Source organism: Pseudoalteromonas piscicida (assembly GCF_002744175.1).
Classification (GTDB): Bacteria; Pseudomonadota; Gammaproteobacteria; order Enterobacterales; family Alteromonadaceae; genus Pseudoalteromonas; species Pseudoalteromonas piscicida_B.
The window spans coordinates 89,989-113,582 of record NZ_NKHF01000023.1; the positions used below are offsets into that span (position 1 = coordinate 89,989).

Genomic DNA, 23,594 nt, shown 5'->3' on the forward strand with positions numbered 1-23,594 from the left:
GTGCGACTATCATCTTTGCTCTTTACATTAGGAACTATCACATTCATGAGTTTCACCTCTTCGTCTAACACCACCGAGGCACAAGCCCCGTTATCTACTTCCCAACTGCTAGGGCAAAAGTTGATGCTCGACTTTCGTTACTATTGCGGTAACAGCGAAAAACCGAGTGGCGATTGCAGAGAACCGATGACAACTCTGCCACCAGAACTTTCAGCCTTGATCAGTGAATATGAAATTGGCGGCGCCATTTTATTTGCCGAAAATGTGCAAAACACCAATCAGATTGTAAAGCTCACCAACGCATTCCAAAGTGCGGCACAAAAGAGCAAAAGTCAACTTCCTCTATTTATTGCCATTGATCAAGAAGGTGGTCGGGTAGCCCGAATTAACCGTGAACAAGCAACCTCATTTACTGGCAATATGAGTATCGGTGCAACTTATCCAAAGCATGGCGATGTCTATGCTACAAAAGTGGCTGAGGCGATAGGTAAAGAATTAAATAGCTTGGGGATCAATGTCAATTTTGCGCCAACCGTAGATGTAAATAGCAACCCAAATAACCCTGTTATCAACGTGCGGTCTTTTTCAGAGCGCCCTGAGGTTGTAGCCAAACTTGGCCTTGCTCAAGTAAGGGCGTTTGAAACCGCAGGTGTGATCTCAGCATTGAAACATTTTCCAGGCCATGGCGACACCCATGTTGACAGTCATACGGGCTTACCTCGAGTCGACCATGATCGCCAACAAATTAATAAACAAGATTTATTGCCGTTTGCCAACATCATCCATACACATCCTCCTGGTATGATAATGACCGCGCATATTCAATATCCAGCGTTAGACGCAAGCACAGTGGTAAATTCCCAAGGCCAGAGCATGATACGACCAGCAACGATGTCATATCAAATAATGACGCAGCTGCTAAGAAAAGAGTTAGGGTATCAAGGAGTAACGGTTACTGATGCGCTAGATATGGCTGGGATCAGCGATTTCTTTAACCCTATCGATGCAACCATTGAAACTTTTAATGCCGGTGTAGACATTGCACTTATGCCCATAGCCATACGGGATCAAGCGGATATTACACGCTTCAAACATTACATGCTGCAACTAAGTGCAGCCCTAGATAATGGAAAGCTCGATAAAACCCAGCTCAACAAGTCCATCGCCCGTATCACTGAGCTTAAAACTCGTTTACCCAACACATTCGCCTCCGAAGGCATCGCAAATTCAACGCTCGGCAATCCCAGCCACCGCAAGTTAGAGGCTGAATTGGCGTTAGCTGCTATTACACAAGTAAAAAATGATGGTACTTTGCCCCTTACAGGTAAAGCCAACACCATTCACCTTATTATGCCTGATAGACAAAAGTGTTTGGCACTAGAGCAAGCCTTACAAACTTTGAGGAATAATACACTTACGCTAACGTGCACGAGCTTGCAGGCTTACGACTCCGATGTTGCAACCCGTGCTATTAAAAACGCAGATGTCGTCATCGCGGCCCATGCATCGCCACCACAAAGTGCTGTAGAAATTGGAGGTATGGATGACGTCAAAAAACTACGTGCACATGGCCTTGCACGCAATGAACAACCAAAAGCGCTAAAAAGGCTGCTCAAACAGGGTCAACTACTCGATAAGAAACAAGTTTTTATCAGCCTTAGAGCACCGTATGAAATTAGTACATTCGGGCCACTAAGTAACGCAGTATTAGCAAGTTATGCCTATAATGTAGATATTAATCATGATGCGAACGTCTCTGGACCCGCTTATACTGCACTTGCCCAAGTTATTTTAGGATTGGCCAAAGCAGAAGGCGCTTTACCCGTTACAATTGACGATTAAATTGGAGAAAAACATGGATCCCAGTGCTTCTTTAAGTGCACCACATGCCATAAGAAAAATGATCAAGGATGGTGATTATACAGGCCCAACAAAAGGGTTTGTACCTGGGTTCACCCAATGCAATATTATTATCTTGCCCAAAAGTGAAGCTTATTCGTTCTTTCGTTTTTGTGAGAGTAACCCGTCTGTTTGTAAACTGATTATACCGCCCAGTGAACCTGGCGACTTCAACCTAGAAGCATTGGGTAAAGACATAGATATTCGCCACCATATTCCAAAATATCAAATATTAAAACATGGCCAACTCGCTCAAGAGTGCCAAAGCATTGAACCAGTCTGGCGCGACGATTTAGTGACTTTTGCTTTTGCCAGTTATCTTTCTTTTGACAATTTACTTGGGCACTATGGGATCAACCCACCTTCGGCCAACCCGACGACCCCTCTGCCACTGTATATCAGTAACCTCCCTTGTACCAAAGTTGATAATTACGAAGCTAACCAAGTCTTAGCAATGCGTCCGCTTTCAAAACCAAGCCTCATTCATGCAATTCAAGCTGCCACACTAAGTCGGCTTCCTTTTGCGCTGCCTTTACATTTTGGCAAGCCGAGCGAAGTAGGAATTAGTGATCTCAAAAAGCCTAACTTTGGTGAACCAATCAGCTGCAAAAAGGATGAGCTCCCCGTATTTTGGGGCTCTAGTCTCACCGCACAGCTTGCCATAGCCAAAGCAGCACCAGAATTTTGTATAATGAATAGCCCCCACCATCTATTGGTGACGGATATACAAGATTTAGAATTAGCAGTAAATAAATAGGATAGTAGTATGTGGTTAAACTGTGATTTAGGCGAAAGTTTTGGCGCTTGGAAAATGGGGTTAGACGAGCAAGTGATGCCGCACATTGATATGGCTAATGTAGCATGCGGCTTTCATGCTGGATGCCCGGATGTGCTAGCGCATACACTTACATTGGTCAAAGACCATAACGTCACCCTTGGTGCGCATCCGAGCTACCCAGACCGACAAGGTTTTGGTCGCCGCTCGATGCAACTTTCTGACTCAGAGCTCACCCACGCGCTGCATTACCAAATAGCAGCCATTGAAGGAATGGCACGGGTTCAAGGATTAACCTTGAGCTACGTTAAGCCACACGGCGCACTGTATAACGATATGATGAAATCCGAGGCACTGTTAACCTGTGTTATCAAAGCCGTTGCTCGCTACCCAAGCGCTCTCAAACTGATGATACTGGCCACTGCACATCAAGCAGAACATCAACAACTTGCAGAAAAATACGGTGTCTCATTGATTTTTGAAGCCTTTGCAGACAGGCTCTATACCGACGAGGGGCTACTAACTCCACGTTCAATGCCCAAAGCTGTACACGACAAAACCGCGTTACTTGAGCAGGTTAAGCAACTACATCAGCAAAGCAGTGTCACCACGGCAACTGGCAAACCACTGACTTTGCGTGCCGACACCTTGTGTGTTCATGGTGATAACGAAGCCAGCATCTCTTTGATTAAAGAAATAAATAACTTGATAAATCAATAAGGTGTGTTAGTTTTATCGGCCAAATAAAAAAGCGCAAGGACTTATATGCAGCTCACAACCGAAAGGCTCATCTTACGGCCCATTGTTGAAACTGACTGGCCACTTTGGGTAAAGTTACATCAACTACCTGATGTGATGCGATACATCGGGGATATTACCGATGAAACAACACTCCGTGAAAAATTCAACAGCGGCTTAAGCGCTGGACTTGGGCAATGGCACAAAGAAGATAACACCTGGCTCACCTTTATAATCGAAGAAAAGGCGACTGGAGCTGCTATCGGCATACACGGCTTTTTAAGTATGTGGACGCCGTTTCAACAAGCAGAACTCGGCTTTATGGTGGACCCTCAATATCAAGGAAAGGGCTACGCTTTTGAAGCCTCCCAAGCAATCATCAACTTTGCGCTAAAAACATGTGAATACCATAAACTCATTGCCACAGTAACCCAAGGAAATCTGCCTTCCCACCACTTGCTCAGGAAGCTGGGCTTTGAACTTGAAGGTACACTAAAACACAACTACCAAATTAACGGCAAGTGGGTCAATGATGAGAAGTTCGGATTACTAAAGGGTAGTTAGCGCGCTGATACACAGAGCAATACTACCAACCACTTTATTGCCTAGTTATCAGCCCAACCTTAAGCTAAGTTTAAATGGTCTAACGAAGATCAACATACATCTTGAACGAATACTTTTTACATTCATTAACATCCACCTCTATACTTGAAGACCCTAAAAAGGGTAAGTTGCCTGCAAGAGCAATGTAACAAGAAGAGAAAATAATAATGAATAAAAAAGTATTTCAACTCTCTCTTATAATGATGGCTCAATAGCGGGCTTTCAGACAAAGTACATGATACACGCCCCGATAAGTCCATCATGCATACTGACAGGCAAACAGTGCATGAAGAGACGGCACCGCCAAAAGCGATATTTGAACAAATTAAGCGCTGGTCAAACTACCAACAATAAGCTAAACGCAATAACTGGCCCAAACTTGGGCTAGTTATTGCGCTCATTTTAATCACTATTTCTCTGTGTGGGTACGTCACTTAAATATTCCACGAACTCAATTTCGTATCCGGCTGGGTCGATAAAGTAAACGTTTTTTCGGTGTGGGTGCTGTGAACCTACTTTATCAACCTGATAGCCGGCCTCAGTTAACCGATTTACCACCCGCTCAGTGCTTTGAACAACATAAGCAAAATGTGCCAAGCCAACTTGATGACCTTCAAGTGCCCTATTCTCTCCCTCACCATGGTCGCTAAATGCAATGTAATGATAGTCATCGCCAAAGTGCAGCCAGGTTCGCGCTTTACCATACCACTCTCCTTGACCTTTACTTCTGACTTTCCAATGAGGAAATGCTGCGCGATAAAAACGAAGTACTGCTTCAAGGTCGCTCACCACTAAATTTACGTGCTCTAAATACATGCCATACTCTCCTTTAGTATTTTCGCGTTCGATGCGAGTTTGAATTTACTGCTGGCTTGCTTACAAAGATAAAACCTCAAGTTAAGTTCAGGTAAAGTGTTTTATCAATTTTTTATTCGTTCATCGCAAAGAGTTGATAAAGTAGCCATAAGGGGCATAGTGGAAATCACAATCAATAACAGGATGAGTTATGAAATACTTTCTCGCTGGCATTGCGATTGCGAGTACAGCTTGCGCAGTACAGGCAGCATCGCTTCAACCAACCGATATTTTTAATCTTGAATATGCAAATCAAATAGACATCACCAATGACGGTGACAAAGTCTTCTTCGTGCGCAACCGCATGGATATTAAAAGTGATAGAAAAGTCGGTAATATTTGGTCTGTCGACCTTGCTACCAATGCTATGCAGCCAGTTACCTCTGGATTGCATATGGACTATTCTCCTGTGTTGTCGCCTAGTAATGATCGCATCGCTTTTGTTTCTACTCGCGACGGCAGTAGCCAGATTTATGTAAAGTGGCTTGATACAGGCGCAATTGCAAAGATCAGTAACCTAAGCCATGGGCCATCAGGGCTGCACTGGTCTTTAGATGGAAAAAGCCTATATTTTAGCCAGTTTGTTCCCAGCCAAAAGGCACCACCTGTAACTGTTGCGGGTAAACCAAAAGGGGCTGAGTGGGCAAAGCCTCCAGTATTTATTGATGATGTTTACTACCGCGCTGATGGCGCCGGTTATACTGATGCCGGTTTCAACCATATTTTCAAAATAGACGCCAACGGGGGCAACGCAAAACAATTAACCTCAGGCGACTTTGATCATGGCGGTACGCTGAGCTTTAGTGATGATGGAAAGTCACTTTATTTTTCGGCTAATCGTCACAAGGATAATCAGTTAAATCCAACCAATAGCGAGGTATATAAACTAGACTTAAACTCGCTTGAAATCACAGCAGTGACCAACCGGGTCGGTCCAGATACGCATCCAAAAGTTTCTCCAAACGGCCGCTACCTCGCCTACCTTGGCTATGATGACAAAAAAACCAACTACGAAAATAGCCTACTTTACGTCAAAGACCTTAAATCTGGCGAAACCAAAACTTACGCAGCAAACTTAGATAGAAGCCTTGCCTCAATCACTTGGGCCGCCAACAACCGTGGCGTGTATGTAAGTTACGACAGTGAAGGAAAAACGACACTGGGATATCAGCCTTTGAAAGGGCGTTTTGAACAAGTAACCGATGCCATTGGGAGTGTCAGTTTTGGTCGCCCATATTCAGGAGGTGACTACGCCATTAGCGACCGAGGATTAGTGGCATTTACACTGGCAGATACCCAGCGTCCAGCTGATGTTGCCATTGTAAAACGCGGCGAGCCAAGACCAATTACCAAGCTTAACGAAGATGCCCTTGGCGATAAAACACTGGCAAATGTTGAAGAGGTTTGGCTAAAGTCAAAACATGACCAACTGCCCATTCAAGCTTGGGTTGCCTATCCGCCAGGATTTGATAAATCTAAAAAATATCCGCTCGTACTGGAGATCCACGGTGGCCCGGTGGCAAACTATGGCCCACATTTTAGCGCTGAGGTCCAGCTTTTTGCCTCCCAAGGCAATGTTGTGTTGTATATGAATCCACGTGGTAGCGATTCTTATGGAAAAGAGTTTGCTCAAACCATTCATCACAATTACCCAAGTCATGATTTTGACGACCTCATGACCGGTGTCGATCATCTTATTGGGGAAGGCTACATAGACAAAGATCGATTATTTGTTACTGGCGGATCAGGCGGTGGCGTATTAACAGCGTGGACTGTCGGTCATACCGATAGATTCGCCGCAGCCGTCGTAGCTAAGCCCGTGATTAACTGGTATAGCTTTGTGTTAACTGCCGACTTCTATCCGTACTTCGCAGACTACTGGTTCCCAGGAAAACCATGGGAACATATGAAGCATTATATGAAACGCTCGCCTATTAGCTACGTGGGTAATGTCAAAACGCCAACCATGCTACTGACAGGTGAAGCGGATTATCGCACGCCTATCTCAGAAACAGAGCAGTATTATCAAGCGCTTAAGCTGCAAGGTGTAGAAACAGCTATGGTCAGAATTCCAGATGCCTCACACGGCATAACCAAAAGACCATCTAACCTGCTAAATAAAGTGGCTTATATTCAGTGGTGGTTCGACAAGCACGACCCGAAGAAGTAAACCCAATCCCAACCAAGCCGGGGCTGAGTAGCCTCGGTTTCTTTACTCGCCTGAACTCAAGATAAGAAGTTAATTCATCAAATAAAAGGCCAAAACTCAAAGGCATAATATCACTCTCGCCAGAAGTTACTTCCTAATACATAGCAAGTTTAACGCATTCGTACGGGATAACTGCTGCTAGAGAATAACTTTTTAAGCCGAGTTCAGGTTTATCTCCCCTAGCAGTGTAGGTCACTAAGTTTGAGCTTCGAGTATCACGTATATTGTTGCATCATACTTTATGCAAAAAAATCACAAAAAACACCAACCCCAAAAATAACTAGCTGATTTAAATACATTTAATCCAATTCATTTTTTCGAACATACCAATTTGTTTTTCTGGATTTTCTCTTTGTGATTTGTGAACTAAAGTTTAACACGCAGTTTGTGACATACTTTAATCGAGAGGGGATCTCCCATGAACAGAAAATCAAGAACGATGTTGTCTGCAGTAGCACTTGCAATCACAACATCGCTGTCGGCGCCTAGTTTCGCAGCAATGGGCGAAGCAAAAACCAATCAGTTTTGGTGGCCTGAACAACTTAGCTTAAGCCCGCTTAGACAACATAGTCCCGAATCCAACCCTTATGGCGCTAACTTTGATTACGCAGCCGAATTCAGCAAGCTGGATCTACAGCAAGTTAAAAAAGATATTGAACAAACACTCACTGATTCACAAGATTGGTGGCCAGCTGACTGGGGGCATTATGGTCCGTTTATGATCCGTATGGCGTGGCACAGTGCAGGTGTTTACCGTGTACACGATGGTCGTGGTGGCTCGGCAGGAGGTCAACAACGTTTCGATCCGTTAAACAGCTGGCCTGATAACGCAAACTTAGACAAAGCAAGACGATTATTGTGGCCGATTAAACAAAAGTATGGTCGCAGCCTATCATGGGCAGACCTAATGGTGTTAGCGGGTAACGTTGCTCTTGAGTCTATGGGTTTTAAAACCTTTGGCTTTGCCGGTGGTCGTGAAGATGATTGGGAGCCAGACTTAGTTTATTGGGGTCCAGAAGAGGCTTTCTTAAAAGACGAGCGTCGTGACAAAAAAGGCAAATTGAAAGGCCCATTGGCAGCTGTTGAAATGGGGCTAATTTATGTCAACCCAGAAGGCCCGCACGGTAAACCAGACCCGCTACTTGCCGCGAAAGACATTCGCATGTCATTTGGTCGTATGGCAATGAACGACGAAGAAGTGGTTGCACTTATCGCGGGTGGGCACACTTTCGGTAAAGCCCATGGTGCGAAAAAGCCATCGGACTGTGTAGGTAAAGAACCAGCTGCGGCTGCCATTGAAGAGCAAGGCCTAGGCTGGAAAAATAAGTGCGGCACCGGTAAAGGTGCAGACACCACAACCAGCGGTTTAGAAGGTGCATGGACAGTTACTCCAACTCAGTGGTCAACGAACTATCTAGACAACTTGATGAATTTTAACTGGGTGATGACAAAAAGCCCTGCTGGCGCAACACAGTGGGTCCCAGACAACAAAGCCGCGGCAAACCTAGTGCCAGATGCCCATATTGAGGGTAAACGTCATGCGCCCATTATGTTTACTACGGATTTAGCGTTAAAGTTTGACCCAGAATATCGCAAAATTGTAGAGCGCTTCCGTAAAGATCCAAAGCAATATGAACTTGCGTTCGCGAAGGCTTGGTTTAAATTGACCCACCGTGATATGGGCCCGAGAGCACGCTATGTGGGTTCTGAAGTCCCAAGCGAAGTACTCACTTGGCAAGACCCGATCCCTGAAGCTGATTACAAGATGATTAATAGTAAGGACATAAAAGCCCTGAAAAAATCAATCTTAAGCTCAGGTCTCACAAAGCAAGAGTTGATCAGAACAGCATGGGCAGCAGCATCTAGCCACCGAGTTACCGATATGCGTGGTGGCGCAAATGGCGGCCGCTTGCGCCTTGAGCCGCAGATCAGCTGGGAAATAAACAACCCAGATGAAGTAAATAAAGTGCTGGCGACATTAACGGACATACAAACCAGCTTTAACAAACGCGCAGGCAAAAAAGCGGTATCTATTGCCGACTTAATCGTGTTAGGTGGCTCAGCTGCTGTCGAAAAGGCAGCCAGCGACGCAGGTTACAAGGTAAACGTCGAGTTTAAACCTGGCCGTACAGACGCATCACAAGCACAAACGGATATCTTATCTTTTAGCTACCTAGAGCCAAAAGCTGATGCATTCCGTAACTATTACAGCGATGAGGCATTTATGTCACCAACTGAAATGCTGGTCGACAAAGCCAATATGCTTGGTTTATCGGTGCCTGAAATGACCGTACTGCTTGGTGGTTTACGTGCCTTAGATGCAAACTATCAAGGCATTGAGCATGGGGTGCTTACGGATAAGCCCGGACAATTAAGCAATGACTTCTTTGTTAACCTACTAGATATGTCAACCAAATGGTCCAAGGTAGAAGGTCAAGAGGGCTTATACGAAGGTCGTGACCGCAAGACGGGAGAAATAAAATGGACAGCTACCCCTGTTGATTTAATTTTCGGCTCAAACTCTGAGCTCCGTGCCGTTACTGAGGTTTATGCTTCGGATGACGCTAAACAGAAGTTTGTCGATGACTTTATCGCCGCTTGGGTGAAGGTAATGCAGCTAGATCGCTTTGATCTAAAATAAACCAATTAAGCAAAGCAAACAGGGTCTAATTTAGACCCTGTTTTTCGTTTGTATTGCCAGATTATTTTTAGGCAGCTCAACAAAACAAAGTCGCGATACAATATTGTCTGCCACTACATCACTTTGCGCTGTATCGCCACTGTTATACAGGTGCAATTGATTGTTATCGACGTAATAAAACCCTAATTGATTTAATCGCGCTGCCCATTGGTATCCCGATGTTAAATCACACTTTATATAGGCACTTAACTCTCGGTATTGCATTTGCTTATCACCACCCCAAAGCAATTGATAAGGCACATTTGCGCGCTGTAAAGCCCCTTGCCAAAATCGCGATAAGCGCCGATTTTCCTTTTCGCAAAGCACCTTTCCACACGGATTCCACAGACTCAAAATCATACCGTGTGTTGCAAAGCGGAGCGGCTGTAATGGTTGAAAATATACCTCTAAATAAAGCTGCCACAAGTTTGGGTCAATTTTTCTGCTTAAATTTGCTTTAGATTGCATCTACGAGTTACCACAAAGAATCCCGTCGGGTGACTGCGCTACTGAGCCGCCCTGCACATCATCACACCTAAGGTAAAGTTATATTCAGTCGTTATTCCAAGATGGTTGGCTAAGCCAAACGCACCTCAACTTCAGGGTCAAAAGTACAACAACCTCATTCAACCAGCACCGCAACTCGCTTTTGCTCGTTCTCGGTAAAGGTTTGGTTGAGCAAAGCCTCGACGTGCGCTTTGGCTGTTGGGCTTTCACCAAACTCGACTAGAATGCGATGTTTCTCCAGCTTAAAACGTTTTAGCTTTTGCTGCCAGCGTTGTTGTTGCTTTTGTACTTCAAGAATACGAGTTGCAGTTTCATCACCGTATTCAGCGCTTAGCTCGTTATAGCGTTGTTGTTGCCAGTTTGCATTTAGAGCATGTAGCTGGGCTGAGGTTTTAAATAACAGTTGCTCGTGCTTTGGAAGCTCACTGATATGCGCTTCAATGAGTTGCTGTTTTTGCAGTTCAGACATAGCTGGGTCTGACAAAATATGCCAGCGGGTTAATGCATGTGTGTCCCAACTGTTGCTGTCTTCAAACCAAACTGCAATCACGTCATCCGTAAAAAATTGCCGCTGTAGTGCGTGTAGCAGCTCAACACGCTCCTGTAGATTAAGATGCACATCCACTTCAATTAAAGCCTGCTTAAATTGAGCATAGTGACCTGCGATCTCATGAAGGCATTGCGGTAATAATTCTAGATAAGCTGACCATTGTTCAGCTTGATTATTGTTTTGTAGTTCAAAAAGCCAATCGTCAATCTGGTACTTATGTTGTTTGTTAATCGCTTCACAATGTAAGCTCGATGGTTCACCCATTACGGATTGTGGGACCTTCTGCGTATCATGTTGCGGCTTATAAAACGTCACGAACTGGGGAACATGACGCGACGTTTCTTGCTGCTCGTTGTCAATAAAGGCCAACAGCAACACCGTCATAATAATTAGCAAAAGGCCCCACTTTTTCATAGTGCCAGACTCTTTAAACGACGAATATGCTGACGGTAAACCGTTAATGGGTCAGTTTCGAACAGGTGATGTATACCAATGGTGTGGTTTACCTGATCTAAATGATTCATTTTGAAGCGGTTATTAATCACTTGACCTAAGTTACTTGAACAAACCGACACTAAGCCGTCGTTGGCTTCATCAAATACTTGTGAGAAGAGTGCAAGTGCATTATCAGCCGGGTCAAAGACGCTGGTCCATGCTTTGCTGCCACTCCATGAAAAATAGTGCACACCATTACTCGCTAAGCTCTGTGTTTCACCGCAATAATGACTTGGCACCCCCTCGGGATATTTTTGATTAAAAGCCAATGTGCCTGCGGTGGTCAATGCGCCTAGTGCTTCGAGTGCGTCTTTTGGTGCAGTTGCTTTGCCCGATAATAAGTCAATCAGTCCTGCTAGGCCATTAGCAAGCGATACTAAAAACTGCTCCGAAAACGAACCACTATCCACTCCGCCGCGAACAACATCGGCAAAGCGGCTACCCCAATTCACACCGCCAATACTGGTTGCTGAAGCTACCCATTCTGGCTTCACAGAGGCAACGTAACGAATCGTTTGCGCGCCTTGGCTATGGCCAATCAAATTGACTTTGTCTTTACCCGTCAATGCTCTCACTAATGCAACTTGTTCAAGTAATTGCTCACCACGCAATTCTGAATTATGGGCTGATGATACTTCTGCAACATAGACCTGCCCCCCTTCATTCTGGATCACTTGTGGCACGCGATAAAAGTAATCGACTCCAAGTAAATTATCAAAACCAAACAGACCGTGAACTAACACCACGGGATACTCTAGCTCCTCACCGCTATGAGCGGGGGAGGTAATGACCGACAACAACCCTATTAGGGCGCTGAGAATTAACCTTTTCATGTACTTGCTCCAATTATTACAATTTAGTAACAAGTTAACCTTAGATTACAATGGTCAGAGGTCAAGCCAGAATAGTGTGAAAAATGGAATTTTAGTGAATTATACGTAAATAAAAGTAAATAAATCTAAGTTTGGATAGGAAGTGAGCAAACTCATTTTTTAAAAATCACGTTAAATTATATCTTAATCTAGCCAGAGAGCTTTGGGGATAACTTCGCTCTCGTGTCCTGCTACCGCCCTAGTAATTACATCCTTATAGGCAAGGCGAATTCACGCAGTTAGCGCTAAAACTGGCTGCTAGAAAGGCATTAATTACCCGAAGCTCAGGTTAAAAATCCAACACTGAGAATAAGCTCAAAGCAAGCAAAGCGCAGCAAATAAGAAGCTGGACATCAGCTTCTTATACTCATCGCTAAAAGTTAAAAATAATCGAAGAGGAAGATCTATAAGCAGTCTGCTTGAGGGTAAGTAGTAAGCTCATCTAAATGAACTCGATAGCTATTGCCAGTAATGGCTGTGGTGCCGTAATGGCCTGCATCGGCACCAATTGTAAACGCCTCAGATGCTGGGATCCCAGCGTTAATAAAGGCCTCAGCGTCTGTTTTCGCATTACCATAAGCACGTACGACTTCAATGCCTTGCGCTTTTAAACGGTTAATTTCTGCGGTCTTATACTCAGCCGTTTTAAATAAGCTCGTTTCGTTGCTAAGTGATGTACGTAAAAACCCTTGTGGTAGACCCATCCAGTTTAACCATCCGCGGGTCCCTTTGGCATACCAGTATACACGAGCTGTCAAGAATACCGGCTGGTAGCCCAAATCAAGATAATGCCGAACTAAATCATACGCCCCCTCTTTGGGATCAGCATGGTCTATCCCTGTATAGTCACCAATTTGCTCAGCATCAGATTCAGTTAATGTGCCATCGATGTCAAACAAAACCGCTTGAGTGCCAGGCTCAACAACCGTAACGTAACCTTGCGCTCCAGTGCCATCAGCGGGTACGCCAGCGTACACACGATACTGACCTGCAGGTAACTCAGGTAACGTAATAAAGGCTTTACCATCACCATTGGTAGTTTGCTCGCCTAGGTACTGCCAATTTGCGTCCGACTCAGCGCGATAGTAAAACTCTACTGCTTCAAACTCCAAGTCTTTGTGCGTAACACTACCATAATCAAACTTTGCAGTGATCTGTGTTGCAACACCAGCGGCGGTAACTTGATCATGTACCATGTGGTAGCTTGGCAACCAAGATAAATACTTATTAAAGGTGCTAGAAAAGCGACGCTCTTCCATTGTTGGCGCAGAATACTGTGTTTCTAAAGCGGCAATACTTGGACATGCAGGGGTTGCAAGCGAAGAAAAAGAAGCGAATAGCGCGGCGGCTAAAATAGAATGTTTCATGCACGACTCCGTGTTTATTATTGTCAAAACGAATTCATCACCTCAACATGGTAATTGGCTTGTTCAGGTGATGATCAACAAGGCACAACAGAGTTGACCTTGTCATAAAACGCTAGAGCATAAACTCGAAATGTGTCAAATTTGTTAACTAAGTATTTATTAATTTATCTGTCCAGAGATTTTCTACCACCTCTTGAATGCTTACTTCCTTACAGCCTTGGCGATTAACCCCCGACCAAAGTGGGCTAAAGTCACCTTTACCCTGCTCTTCAGCAGTGGCACGCAGTGGCGCCAAGGCCGCTGATGCGTATGGAAATGCCGGAACTTCTGAATTGATAAAGCTGAGATCTATCATCAATCTATTTTCAATTCCGCGAGCAGGGCGACCAGAAAAGACATTCGTTACAGCTGATGGTTCTGCCAATGATTTCAATGCGTTGCGATGTACTTGTGAGGTATCAGCCTCATCGCACAGTAGAAAACACGTACCAATTTGTGTGCCACAAGCGCCAAGCTCATGCATCATAATTACATCATGGTGAGATGCAATGCCTCCGGCAGCGATCACAGGCACTGACAAAGCATCAGCAAGAATAGTCACCAATTGGCGCGTATGTAATTGCGATTCTAGTTTCGTCTCGGTAAAGGTTGCCCTATGCCCGCCCGCTTCAATTCCTTGTGCAATAACAATATCAGCACCATTTTCTGCCAACCATATCCCCTCTTCCAAAGTGGTTGCTGAAGATAAAATCTTTGCGCCCCAAGATTTTACAAACTCAACAAGCGCAGCGTCTGGCAACCCAAAATGAAAACTAATCACTGAGGGCTTATATGGCGCGATCGCTTCGGCCATTTCCATATCAAATGGGCGCCTAAGTACCCCCAAATTTTCATTGGGTTCTACATTAAACTCATCGTAATAGGCCGACAGTTTCTGCTTCCATTTATCCTGCTGATAAGGGTCAAGTTCTGGCATCTCATGGCAAAAAAAGTTGAGGTTATATGGGCCAGAAGCATGCGCTTTGAAGTTTTCGATTTCCTCTATTACTTGTGCTTTACTGAGCATACCACAAGGGATTGAACCTAATATTCCCGCATTAGACGCTGCGGCCGCTAAGCGCCAATTTTGCACGCCAGCCATTGGCGCTTGGATCATCGGAATAGCTATATTGAGTAATTTGGAGAGCTGCATCACAAGGTCCTTGTTTTAAGCAAAACACCAACGAGTGGCGATAATATTCATCGGCGTCTTAAGGTATTTATTAGTGTGGGGAAGAACTGGGAATTGGTCAATGCTTGTGCGACCGCTAAGGTCCACTTTCTCTTGCTTGAGCACGAAAATTCGATAAAAATCCTGTTAACACAAGCCATTAATTCAAGACTATTTACCGTAAGCTTGTGATATATCAAGCCCCCTGCAACTAAGCTGTTTTATACAAGTGTTGATTGGGGCAGATGAAAATGACGATGACTGTCCCGTTAGCTACCAATAACAAGCTGTAATTTAGAGTAATTTGCACCAACATAACTTTGGGTTACACTCATAAATAACGAGATTTATCGGTTCAAGGACTCACCATGCACGAACAAACAAAACTAATTTGTGATTTTCTCACCGAGATTGACCTGCCGTTTCAATTTTGTGCAGTTGACAATGACTCATTTTTACCCGGTCTAGAAACCGTTTATGGCACACTTCATATTGATAACGAACAACTTCTGTACCCAGGCGATATTCTCCACGAAGCAGGCCATATTGCCGTATGTGAGCCCATTTATCGTCCTCAACTTAATGGCGATGTATATAAAAATGGAATTAAGAACGGCCGAGAAAAACAAGCAATGCACGGCGAAGAAATGGCTGCTACCGCTTGGTCAGTGGCAGTGGTTGATTACCTGAACTTGCCTATTGAGGTGGTATTTCACGAAAAAGCGTACAGAAATGCCAGAGAGTCATTAATTGATGCCTTCAATACTGGCGGCCTTTTTGGCCAACCTCTACTTACCGCTTGGGACATGACATGCCCAAAAGAGGGCTTTCCCAAAATGCAAAAGTGGGTACGTGATCTACGCTGGATCCATGAACTAAATTAACGAAAGGTTGGCCCGCTAAATTAAATAAAAAAGCCCGACGATTGCGTCGAGCTCGGGGAGGCGTGGCGCTTTGGATTACCACTGGCTGACTTATTAATCTAAACTCGGGATAACAACTTCTTATCCCAAGTTTAGGTTAAATAAACTCTTTCTCTGAAAGCTTACCATCTCCATCGCTGTCAAGCTTGTCAAAGATGGAAGCGAGGGACTCTGATAGTGAGGCTTCACTTTTTGAAATAAAACCGTCTTTATCTAAATCAAAATCGCTAAATTCAGCTGCCATTGCTGAGCCGGCAAAAAGTACTGTGACGGCTGCTATTACCGTTGCTAACTTTTTCATTGTGACCTCCTAGCCTTTAAAGTTAGAAAATTCAGACGCGCTGAGCTGACCATTTTTGTCTGCATCTAGCTGCTCGAATTGCTCAAGTAATGTTGCTGATACTGACGCTTCTTGCTGATTGATCTGACCATCTTTGTCCTTGTCTATGTCTTGAAACGACAAGGTTGCAGCCAGCGCCATCGTACTTACCAACACACCCACTGTGGTTGCACATACTGTTCTAAGTTTCATAGCCATTCTCCTCACTATGCCCGTCTCTTGATGCGGCTCTCGTCGCAATTTAACCGTTAAAGTTAGAGAACTCAGTTTCGTTTAATTCACCATCAGCGTTGACGTCTAGGTCTTTGAACTGCTCGATAAGTGCTGTATTTACTTTAGCCTCACTCAGGCTGATAGCACCGTTACCATCAGTGTCATAGCTGGCGAAATCTTCTCCAGCCATCGCAGTTGCTGAAGCGAGTGTTAAACCGGTAATTGATATTGCTACTAAAATGTTTTTCATCGTCTTTTCCTTAAATTGGGAGATATTTTAAAATTTGCTACTATGACGTTGGTTTACGATTAGCCTTCAAAGCTATCAAACTCAGACTGGCTTAACTGACCATCTTGGTCGGCGTCAAGGTCTTTAAACTGCGCCATTAAATTCGGGTTCGCTTTCGATTCGCCCAATGAGATGTAGCCATCTCCATCAACATCGTATTTATCAAACTCAGAGCTTGCGTGAGCACCTACTGATGCGAAAGAAAGTACAGCGGCGGATAGTGCGATTGCTAAAGTTTTCATAATCAGTTCCTCTCAAATATATAAACTTGTTGTTGCTTCTCTACACTGATTTGCATTGAAGCGAATGTTTTTTGCTTTCGAGGTAACTATTCCAACTTTGATGCCAAACTTTAAAAACCACTAATAATCAATAACTTGAATTTTAACCTTGGTTTTTATTAAGGAATGATTCAGTGATATTGTTGCCATTTAGCAACACCAATTCACATGGAAGGTGTAAAAAGCTTTATATATCATATTGTTAAGTTGTTGCTTAAAAGCAACAACTTAACAATTGAGGACTTGGCTGAATAGCAATATGATGAATTTAAAGGCAGAAATGTGGTTGTTTTCAAGTCAGCAAGGTAGCGAAATAATATTTTTGCTAAAAAAGTAGAAAAATAAACCGCCCCATCCCAGATACTGAAAAGAACAAAAATAACTTAATTATCAATGGATTAAATTAAAAACCTAATTGAAAACTTGGTTTAGAAATACCAAGTCGAAAGTCACGGGAGTAAAAAAATATTTTTTTTCAGGAAAATCGCAGGGCATATGCAAAACTGTTGCTAAAAAGCAACACCGTCTAGATACAATAGCCAGTTACTGAACTAGTACCTCACCCTCTCGGTTATTTTCCAGTTGCAGCTCCATGTAAACAGAAAAGGGGTCACACTGATAATGACCAAATGCACGACGTTCAACAAAGTTAAACTGTGCATATAGCCCCAATGCTTCAGGTTGCTTAACCCCTGTTTCTAAGCGGATCACTGAATATTGGTGAGCTTTGGCAAAAGCAATTAACTCTGACATGATAATTTTTGATAAGCCTTGACCTCGATAATTGGGCTTTACATACAGCCTTTTCAGCTCTGCATATAAACAATCATGCTGCTTTTTAACGACAGCACCACACGCAACTATCTCTTGGTTTTTAATCACACCAATAAAATGAGCATCAGCGCTACATAACTCTGATAAAGCAGACAACTGATTGCTTTGTGCCGGGTATAGGTCATTCATTAGGCTGTCAATTTCTGCTATCAACTCAGCAAGTGAAGGTGTATTTCGACCAAGTTTGACAATTTCCATTTATCATCCCTTAATTATCATGATATGAGACCGCAGCTCTCCATCACCTTTTTATTAACCGTTAGATTGGCGCTTTAACTCTTCCAGCATCCGCTCATCACCCATCAAATTTTTGAGAATAGCTTTGACCTTAGGGTCTGACGCATTTTCGTAAAGCGATAACAGATCTTGCGCGATCCTTTGCTGCTGTTTTGGATCAGAACCAGATTGAAAGTATTGTGACATCAAGCCTTCAGCCGCGAGGCTCTTCACATAGTCATTCTGCTCTTGTTCTAGCATTTTTACAAAAGACTGTGATAATCGCTCGTCGACTATTGGTGTGCGCGATACTAGTTCAAGAGCCTGTAGCCTGAGCTTTTCGTCGTTCATGCTTTGAGTCATCGTGAGGATTGACTCTACAGCTTGATAGTCATATTGCTCTAAGTCATTGCGGTTCAACATAAACATGTTCATCTGTAACTGACTCATTGCGGCCAAGCGCTCCGCGGCAGGTAAACTACTATTTAATATCTTTTGTTTTAACTCATTGCTAATCTGGCTTGCGTACTCGGGATCAGTTTTGATACGCATTTCATAGTCTTCGGGTAAGTCTTCGTAAAAACCATAAATAGGATTTTCGGCTTTCATCTCATCAATTTTTTGTTGTTCACGTTTCTCAATTAAAGAGAAGACCAAAGATTCGAATTCCTCTGGCGCTTGTGCTGAAAGCAGGTCTGACTTTTCCATTGATAAAGCCTGCAAGCGAGTTTCAAGCTTATTGATCCGAGTTAACAACCGGTCGATTTGCTCTGCATCGTGGTGCGACTTTTGAGCCATTGATGAGTATGGTGTAGTCTGATTTGCAGATGGCTGCGACGACGGCTGATATACTTGATGACCAACGGGACTTGTAGCTAACTTAGTTTGTATTACGTTAAACCCAGAAAAAGCCAATGCAAGAACTGAGCATGAAAGCGCTATATTGAGTTTAAGATTTGACATGAAGAAGTTACCTTTTAAAAAGTCGCAATGTAATAGATCTGCAAGATAAATACTGTAAATGATTGTACTGTAAATTGATACAGCTTGAGACAATTACTCGCATAATTATTACACTTTCCGTAGGATGAAAAAACGCCGCTAACATTTGTATTTTCTCTAGGTAGGCATAATCAACAAGGAACTGTAGTGAATCACATACTTCAAACCGTCCATTACCAAGCAAATGCCTTTCTGTTATTCGGTATTGCGTTGCTAACTGCAATGTTTGGCAGTAGTTCGTTCTGGTCCAGTCATCAAGCTCTATTTCACTGGGTGCTTCCGCTGCTATCTATTGTCCTGCTGTTACGGTTGGCTTGGCACATTAGAGCCATCTGCTTGTCAGTCAGTCCTAAAACGCTGCATCAGGACGTTAAACTGTGCTGGGTTGCTTTATTGCTATGTACTTGTGGTGATATTGTCAATTTTAATCTATTTGAACAATATTACCGTCAAGATCCCAAAATAAAACATGACTACCTTATCGATTCCATTTGGTTTTTTGCTTTAGGTTATGGCTTGCTACTTTGGTTGCTGATACGGTTTTTACGGCGCTCATTTTCACTCAATTCAAAACATGTGCTGGTCATTGCCTTGGTATCTGCAGTACTTTCTTTCATCAGCTACCAACTTATGTACCTGCCAGGGATAAGTAAATACTCACTACTACTTAGTGCTTTATATAGCTTACTGGTAACCTTACTCGGCGTTTTTGGTTTGTGGTTGTTGGTTCAAAATATCAAATCGGGTATAAAGGTGAACTATGCACTTGCATGTGGCTTCATTCTAGCCATGCTGGCCGACGCTATCATTGGACAATTTTGGTTATTTGCCAATGGAGGTGCAGGTTACTTCCCTCTTGCTAGGCATGTCAATTGGCTGTTTTACATCGCCTCCCAATCGCTTCTTTTACTCTTCCCTGTGGCGATGGTTAAAACATTACCTGAGGTTAAATACAAAAAAGGCCGAGCAAATGCCGGCCTCCTCTAATAGTACGTAGCGTACTGCTTATTTTTTCACAATCGCGTTGTGATACACATTTTGTACATCATCAACATCTTCAAGCATATTGATAAGCTTTTCGAAGGTTTCGATGGCTTCTGGATCTTCGATTTCCACATGCGTTTGTGGAACCCAAGTGATCTCATCAACATCAAAAGTGATACCATCGAAGGCTTCTGTTAATGCTGTTTTTGCTTTGAAGTATTCAGTGTGAGGTGCGAAAACTGAAACTTGACCCTCTTCTACTTCAACGTCAGTGACATCAACATCGGCCATCATTAGCGCTTCCAAAACTGACTCGTCGTCATCACCTGCAAATCCAAGGATAGCGAAATGATCAAACATATGTGCCACACAACCTGGGCTACCTAAGTTTGAACCAGTTTTGGTAAACGGTAAGCGTACATCTTTAATTGTACGGTTCATGTTATCAGTTAAACAGTCAACAATGATCATGCTGTTGCCAGGACCATAGCCTTCATAGCGTGCTGGTGTGTAATCTTCACCTGCACCACCAGCTGCCTTTTCAATCGCTTTGTCGATAACGTGCGCAGGAACTTGGTCTTTTTTCGCTTTGTCGATTAAACGACGTAGTGACAAGTTAGTTTCAGGATCTGCGCCGCCATTTTTCGCAACAACGTAAATCTCTTTTCCGTATTTTGAGTTTACTTTTGTTTTTGCCGCCGCCGTTTTTGCCATGGCGTTTTTGCGGACTTCAAATGCTCTGCCCATCTTAGTGCTCGTTTTATAAAAATTGCCCAAGATTTTACCAAGACATTTGAGTTACGGCTATACCCTTATACTCTGTGAAGAAAATTTGCCTCAAGATATTACTTTAGCTAGTTGTTTTGCGGCTATTTTGTGGCGCGGTGAAGCAACTTAACTATAGTTAAAGATGATAAAGTTAACCGTTTAATAGGCGACAACAGTATGATCATGTTTGGCTTTGGCAAAGCAAAAAAGGAAGATGAGCAAGATGCTGCGCTATTTCAGCACTTCAAAGCAACCACCCCCTATCTAGAAATGGATTATCAAAGCAATATTTATCAGGCAAGTGCGACATTTAAACGTTTGCTTGGCTACGGAGTTGACCATGATTTACCATCACTGACTACATTGTGTAGCTCAGCGAATGTTGTAGCTGCTTTAAAGCGAGGTATAGCACAGCTAGAACGTCAAGCTCACATTAAAATAGAAGTTTTACTCAAAACAACCCAACACGCAAAAAAGCCGCTACTACTTGAGCTTTCAAAAACGCAAGCTGGTCGAATACTCGTTATGGCCACCGATATAAGCCATTATTTCTCCACGATTCAGTCTATGCGGGCAAGTCAAACCGCGCTTTCTTCGTCATTCGCAATCATTGAATTTGATATGTCTGGCAACATCTTGACTGCAAACGCCAACTTTTTGTCTGTGATGGGTTATACCCTGACAGAAATCCAAGGCAAGCATCATAGTTTATTTGTTAAACCCGCCTTTGCCGAAACACAGGATTATCAAGAGTTTTGGCAAAAGCTTAATAGCGGGGAGTTTTTTGAAGGAGAATTTGCAAGACAAACCAAATCAGGGAAAACGGTATGGATTCAAGCCACCTATATTCCTATTTTGGATGAGCATAACCGTCCAACCAAAGTTGTAAAATACGCATCAGATATCACTGCACAAAAAGCCAAATCGGCAGAGTTTCAAGGTCAAGTAAACGCGATTAATCAAACTCAAGCGGTTATTGAGTTTGATCCCAACGGCTATATTCTTACTGCTAATGCATTGTTCTTAGATGCTATTGGTTATGCTTTGAATGAAATCCAAGGGCAACACCATCGCTTATTTGTTGATAGTGAGGAAGCGCAAAGCAATCAATACGAGGAATTTTGGCGTGACTTACGACGAGGTAATCACCAGTCTGGGGAATTTAAACGCCTAACCAAGTCCGGACATACTTTATGGATACAAGCCACTTATACACCAATTTATGACGAAAATGGTGAATTAGACAAAATCATCAAATATGCTTCTGATATTACGCAAGCTAAGCTCATTTCTTTCGATTCCAAAGGACAACTGACTGCTATCAACCGTTCTCAAGCAGTTATTGAATTTGATTTAGAAGGTAATATTTTAACTGCAAACCAAAACTTTTTGGCCACCATGGGGTACAAAAAAGAAGAACTTATTGGCCAACATCACAGCCTGTTTGTAGACGCTAGTTACGCGAAAAGCACTGAGTATAAAGCGTTTTGGCAACGGCTAAAACAAGGGCAATTTGAAGCGGGTGAATTCCGAAGGCTTGGCAAAGGTAACAAAGAGGTTTGGATCAGTGCAACCTACAACCCAATTCTTGATGAGCAAGGAAAACCACTCAAAGTTGTTAAGTTTGCTTCCGATATCACAGAGCAAAAACTTACCAATGCTGACTTTACAGGCCAACTAAATGCAATTCATAAGTCACAAGCGGTGATAGAGTTCGCGATGGATGGCACGATTTTATGGGCCAACGATTTATTCCTAAACACCATGGCATACACCTTAGACGAAATTAAAGGCAAGCACCACAGACTGTTTGCGACCGCAGAGCAAGCAAACAGCCCGGAATATCAACAGTTTTGGGAAAAACTAAATCGTGGAGAGTTTGACTCAGGGCAGTATTTAAGACTGGGGAAACAAGGTAAAGAAGTGTGGATCCAAGCTTCTTACAACCCTATTCTCGACCAACAAGGCCGCCCCTTTAAGGTGGTAAAATATGCAACAGATATCACCGCGCAAAAACAAGCTGTGGAACATATTAAGCGCGCTATTTTAGCGATGGAACAGGGTGATCTAAGGCACAGAATCACTCACCATTTAGACGGTGAATTTGCCATACTTCAGCAAGCGATGAATGGCTTGTTTGATAAATTAAGTGATTTAGTTAACACCATTAACTGTGGTGCAGAGCAAGTATTTGATGTTGCACAACAAATTGCCAACAACAATGATGAGTTAAATAGTCGAATTGAGAATCAAGCTGCAAGCTTAGAAGAAACCGCAGCGACGATGGAAGAGTTAACCGCAACGGTGAAGAAAAACGCCACGAGCGCAAGCCATGCCGCAGAGAAGGCAACCTTTGTGAGTGATAAGGCCCACTCAGGGAAAGTGTCGATCGACGATGCCATCACTGCGGTAGGTAAAATTGAATCTTATAGCACAAAGATATCCGACATTATTGGGGTAATAGATGAAATCGCTTTTCAAACCAACTTATTAGCACTCAATGCTTCCGTTGAAGCGGCAAGAGCCGGAGAAGCTGGCCGTGGTTTTGCGGTAGTGGCAGGAGAAGTAAGAAACCTTGCCCAGCGCAGCGCCTCGGCAGCGCGTGAAATCAAATCACTAATTAAAAACAGTGTCGATGCCGTAGCTCAAGGCAGCAAACTGGTGTATGAATCTGGCGTAACGTTTGAGGAATTGATGCAATCCATTGCTGACGTTAGCAAAATGGTCGAAGCCATTAACAGCGCAGGCAAAGAGCAAGCCGACGGCATCGCCGCGGTGTCCACCACGATTGCGCAAATGGATACGATCACCCAACAAAATGTCACACTAGTGGAAACCACCTCACGCTCAGGAAGGAATATGGAAACTCAAGCCAAGCTGCTCACTGATCAAGTTTCCTTTTTTCAGCTAGATGAGTAATGAAAGATGCACTGTCTAAGCTCCCTACCATGATATACCGATAGGGAGTGCTAGTTTGACGGGCT

Annotated in this window: 22 protein-coding genes; 9 read left to right on the forward strand and 13 right to left on the reverse strand. The window is 43.4% G+C overall.

Going from position 1 to position 23,594, the window contains the following annotated elements; translation table 11 throughout:
- Positions 1-45: 45 nt before the first annotated feature.
- The 4 genes from CEX98_RS04805 to CEX98_RS04820 are packed head-to-tail and all read left to right on the forward strand — an operon-like array spanning position 46 to position 3,976.
- Positions 46-1,842, forward strand: a complete 1,797-nt coding sequence (locus tag CEX98_RS04805) for a glycoside hydrolase family 3 protein (protein WP_099640978.1) — start codon at positions 46-48, stop codon at positions 1,840-1,842.
- A 13-nt stretch (positions 1,843-1,855) separates the two neighbouring features.
- Positions 1,856-2,656 carry a D-glutamate cyclase family protein gene (locus CEX98_RS04810; RefSeq protein ID WP_099640979.1) on the forward strand — a complete coding sequence of 267 codons (801 nt, stop codon included), beginning with the start codon at positions 1,856-1,858 and terminating at the stop codon, positions 2,654-2,656.
- Between the two features lie 9 nt (positions 2,657-2,665).
- On the forward strand, positions 2,666-3,394 hold the full coding sequence (locus tag CEX98_RS04815; protein WP_099640980.1) for a 5-oxoprolinase subunit PxpA: 729 nt from the start codon (positions 2,666-2,668) through the stop codon (positions 3,392-3,394).
- A gap of 45 nt (positions 3,395-3,439) precedes the next feature.
- Positions 3,440-3,976: a GNAT family N-acetyltransferase gene (locus tag CEX98_RS04820; RefSeq protein ID WP_099640981.1), complete on the forward strand. Its 537-nt coding sequence runs from the start codon at positions 3,440-3,442 to the stop codon at positions 3,974-3,976.
- A 441-nt stretch (positions 3,977-4,417) separates the two neighbouring features.
- Here CEX98_RS04820 and CEX98_RS04825 read toward each other — a convergent pair whose 3' ends face one another.
- On the reverse strand, positions 4,418-4,831 hold the full coding sequence (locus tag CEX98_RS04825; protein ID WP_099640982.1) for a VOC family protein: 414 nt from the start codon (positions 4,829-4,831) through the stop codon (positions 4,418-4,420).
- Positions 4,832-5,021: 190 nt separating this feature from the next.
- On the opposite strand from CEX98_RS04825, the gene CEX98_RS04830 reads away from it, so the two are divergent.
- The gene (locus CEX98_RS04830) at positions 5,022-7,040 is read left to right on the forward strand and encodes a S9 family peptidase (RefSeq protein WP_099640983.1); all 2,019 of its coding nucleotides are present in this window, start codon (positions 5,022-5,024) and stop codon (positions 7,038-7,040) included.
- Positions 7,041-7,497: 457 nt separating this feature from the next.
- Positions 7,498-9,720, forward strand: a complete 2,223-nt coding sequence (gene katG, locus CEX98_RS04835; protein WP_172439721.1) for a catalase/peroxidase HPI — start codon at positions 7,498-7,500, stop codon at positions 9,718-9,720.
- A 30-nt stretch (positions 9,721-9,750) separates the two neighbouring features.
- On the opposite strand, the gene CEX98_RS04840 is transcribed toward katG, so the two are convergent.
- The 5 genes from CEX98_RS04840 to CEX98_RS04860 all read right to left on the reverse strand — a co-directional run bounded on the left by CEX98_RS04840 (position 9,751) and on the right by CEX98_RS04860 (position 14,742).
- Positions 9,751-10,227: a hypothetical protein gene (locus tag CEX98_RS04840; protein WP_099640984.1), complete on the reverse strand. Its 477-nt coding sequence runs from the start codon at positions 10,225-10,227 to the stop codon at positions 9,751-9,753.
- A 154-nt stretch (positions 10,228-10,381) separates the two neighbouring features.
- Entirely contained in the window at positions 10,382-11,230 is an 849-nt protein-coding gene (locus CEX98_RS04845; RefSeq protein ID WP_099640985.1) for a lipase secretion chaperone, read from the reverse strand.
- Entirely contained in the window at positions 11,227-12,144 is a 918-nt protein-coding gene (locus CEX98_RS04850; protein ID WP_099640986.1) for an esterase/lipase family protein, read from the reverse strand. Before CEX98_RS04850 ends, CEX98_RS04845 begins: the two co-directional genes overlap by 4 nt.
- A 443-nt stretch (positions 12,145-12,587) precedes the next feature.
- The gene (locus CEX98_RS04855) at positions 12,588-13,550 is read right to left on the reverse strand and encodes an LNS2 domain-containing protein (protein WP_099640987.1); all 963 of its coding nucleotides are present in this window, start codon (positions 13,548-13,550) and stop codon (positions 12,588-12,590) included.
- A gap of 148 nt (positions 13,551-13,698) precedes the next feature.
- On the reverse strand, positions 13,699-14,742 hold the full coding sequence (locus tag CEX98_RS04860) for an NAD(P)H-dependent flavin oxidoreductase (protein WP_099640988.1): 1,044 nt from the start codon (positions 14,740-14,742) through the stop codon (positions 13,699-13,701).
- 386 nt (positions 14,743-15,128) lie between these two features.
- On the opposite strand from CEX98_RS04860, the gene CEX98_RS04865 reads away from it, so the two are divergent.
- Complete coding sequence (locus CEX98_RS04865) at positions 15,129-15,644, forward strand: hypothetical protein (protein WP_099640989.1); 516 nt, start codon at positions 15,129-15,131, stop codon at positions 15,642-15,644.
- Between the two features lie 136 nt (positions 15,645-15,780).
- Here the strand turns inward: CEX98_RS04865 and CEX98_RS04870 are convergent, their stop codons facing one another.
- The 6 genes from CEX98_RS04870 to CEX98_RS04895 all read right to left on the reverse strand — a co-directional run bounded on the left by CEX98_RS04870 (position 15,781) and on the right by CEX98_RS04895 (position 18,819).
- On the reverse strand, positions 15,781-15,984 hold the full coding sequence (locus tag CEX98_RS04870) for an EF-hand domain-containing protein (protein WP_099640990.1): 204 nt from the start codon (positions 15,982-15,984) through the stop codon (positions 15,781-15,783).
- 9 nt (positions 15,985-15,993) lie between these two features.
- Complete coding sequence (locus CEX98_RS04875; RefSeq protein WP_099640991.1) at positions 15,994-16,215, reverse strand: crotonobetainyl-CoA--carnitine CoA-transferase; 222 nt, start codon at positions 16,213-16,215, stop codon at positions 15,994-15,996.
- 49 nt (positions 16,216-16,264) lie between these two features.
- Entirely contained in the window at positions 16,265-16,486 is a 222-nt protein-coding gene (locus tag CEX98_RS04880) for a calmodulin (RefSeq protein WP_099640992.1), read from the reverse strand.
- 59 nt (positions 16,487-16,545) lie between these two features.
- Positions 16,546-16,767 carry a calmodulin gene (locus tag CEX98_RS04885; RefSeq protein ID WP_099640993.1) on the reverse strand — a complete coding sequence of 74 codons (222 nt, stop codon included), beginning with the start codon at positions 16,765-16,767 and terminating at the stop codon, positions 16,546-16,548.
- Between the two features lie 582 nt (positions 16,768-17,349).
- Complete coding sequence (locus CEX98_RS04890; protein WP_099640994.1) at positions 17,350-17,838, reverse strand: GNAT family N-acetyltransferase; 489 nt, start codon at positions 17,836-17,838, stop codon at positions 17,350-17,352.
- 54 nt (positions 17,839-17,892) lie between these two features.
- On the reverse strand, positions 17,893-18,819 hold the full coding sequence (locus CEX98_RS04895; RefSeq protein WP_099640995.1) for a hypothetical protein: 927 nt from the start codon (positions 18,817-18,819) through the stop codon (positions 17,893-17,895).
- 186 nt (positions 18,820-19,005) lie between these two features.
- Here CEX98_RS04895 and CEX98_RS04900 point away from each other — a divergent pair, with 186 nt between their 5' ends.
- Positions 19,006-19,845, forward strand: a complete 840-nt coding sequence (locus tag CEX98_RS04900) for a hypothetical protein (RefSeq protein ID WP_099640996.1) — start codon at positions 19,006-19,008, stop codon at positions 19,843-19,845.
- A gap of 18 nt (positions 19,846-19,863) precedes the next feature.
- Here CEX98_RS04900 and CEX98_RS04905 read toward each other — a convergent pair whose 3' ends face one another.
- Positions 19,864-20,589 (reverse strand): YebC/PmpR family DNA-binding transcriptional regulator, encoded by a 726-nt coding sequence (locus CEX98_RS04905; protein WP_099640997.1) that lies wholly within the window; start codon positions 20,587-20,589, stop codon positions 19,864-19,866.
- A 198-nt stretch (positions 20,590-20,787) separates the two neighbouring features.
- On the opposite strand from CEX98_RS04905, the gene CEX98_RS04910 reads away from it, so the two are divergent.
- Complete coding sequence (locus CEX98_RS04910; protein ID WP_099640998.1) at positions 20,788-23,529, forward strand: methyl-accepting chemotaxis protein; 2,742 nt, start codon at positions 20,788-20,790, stop codon at positions 23,527-23,529.
- The last annotated feature ends 65 nt before the right edge of the window (positions 23,530-23,594 follow it).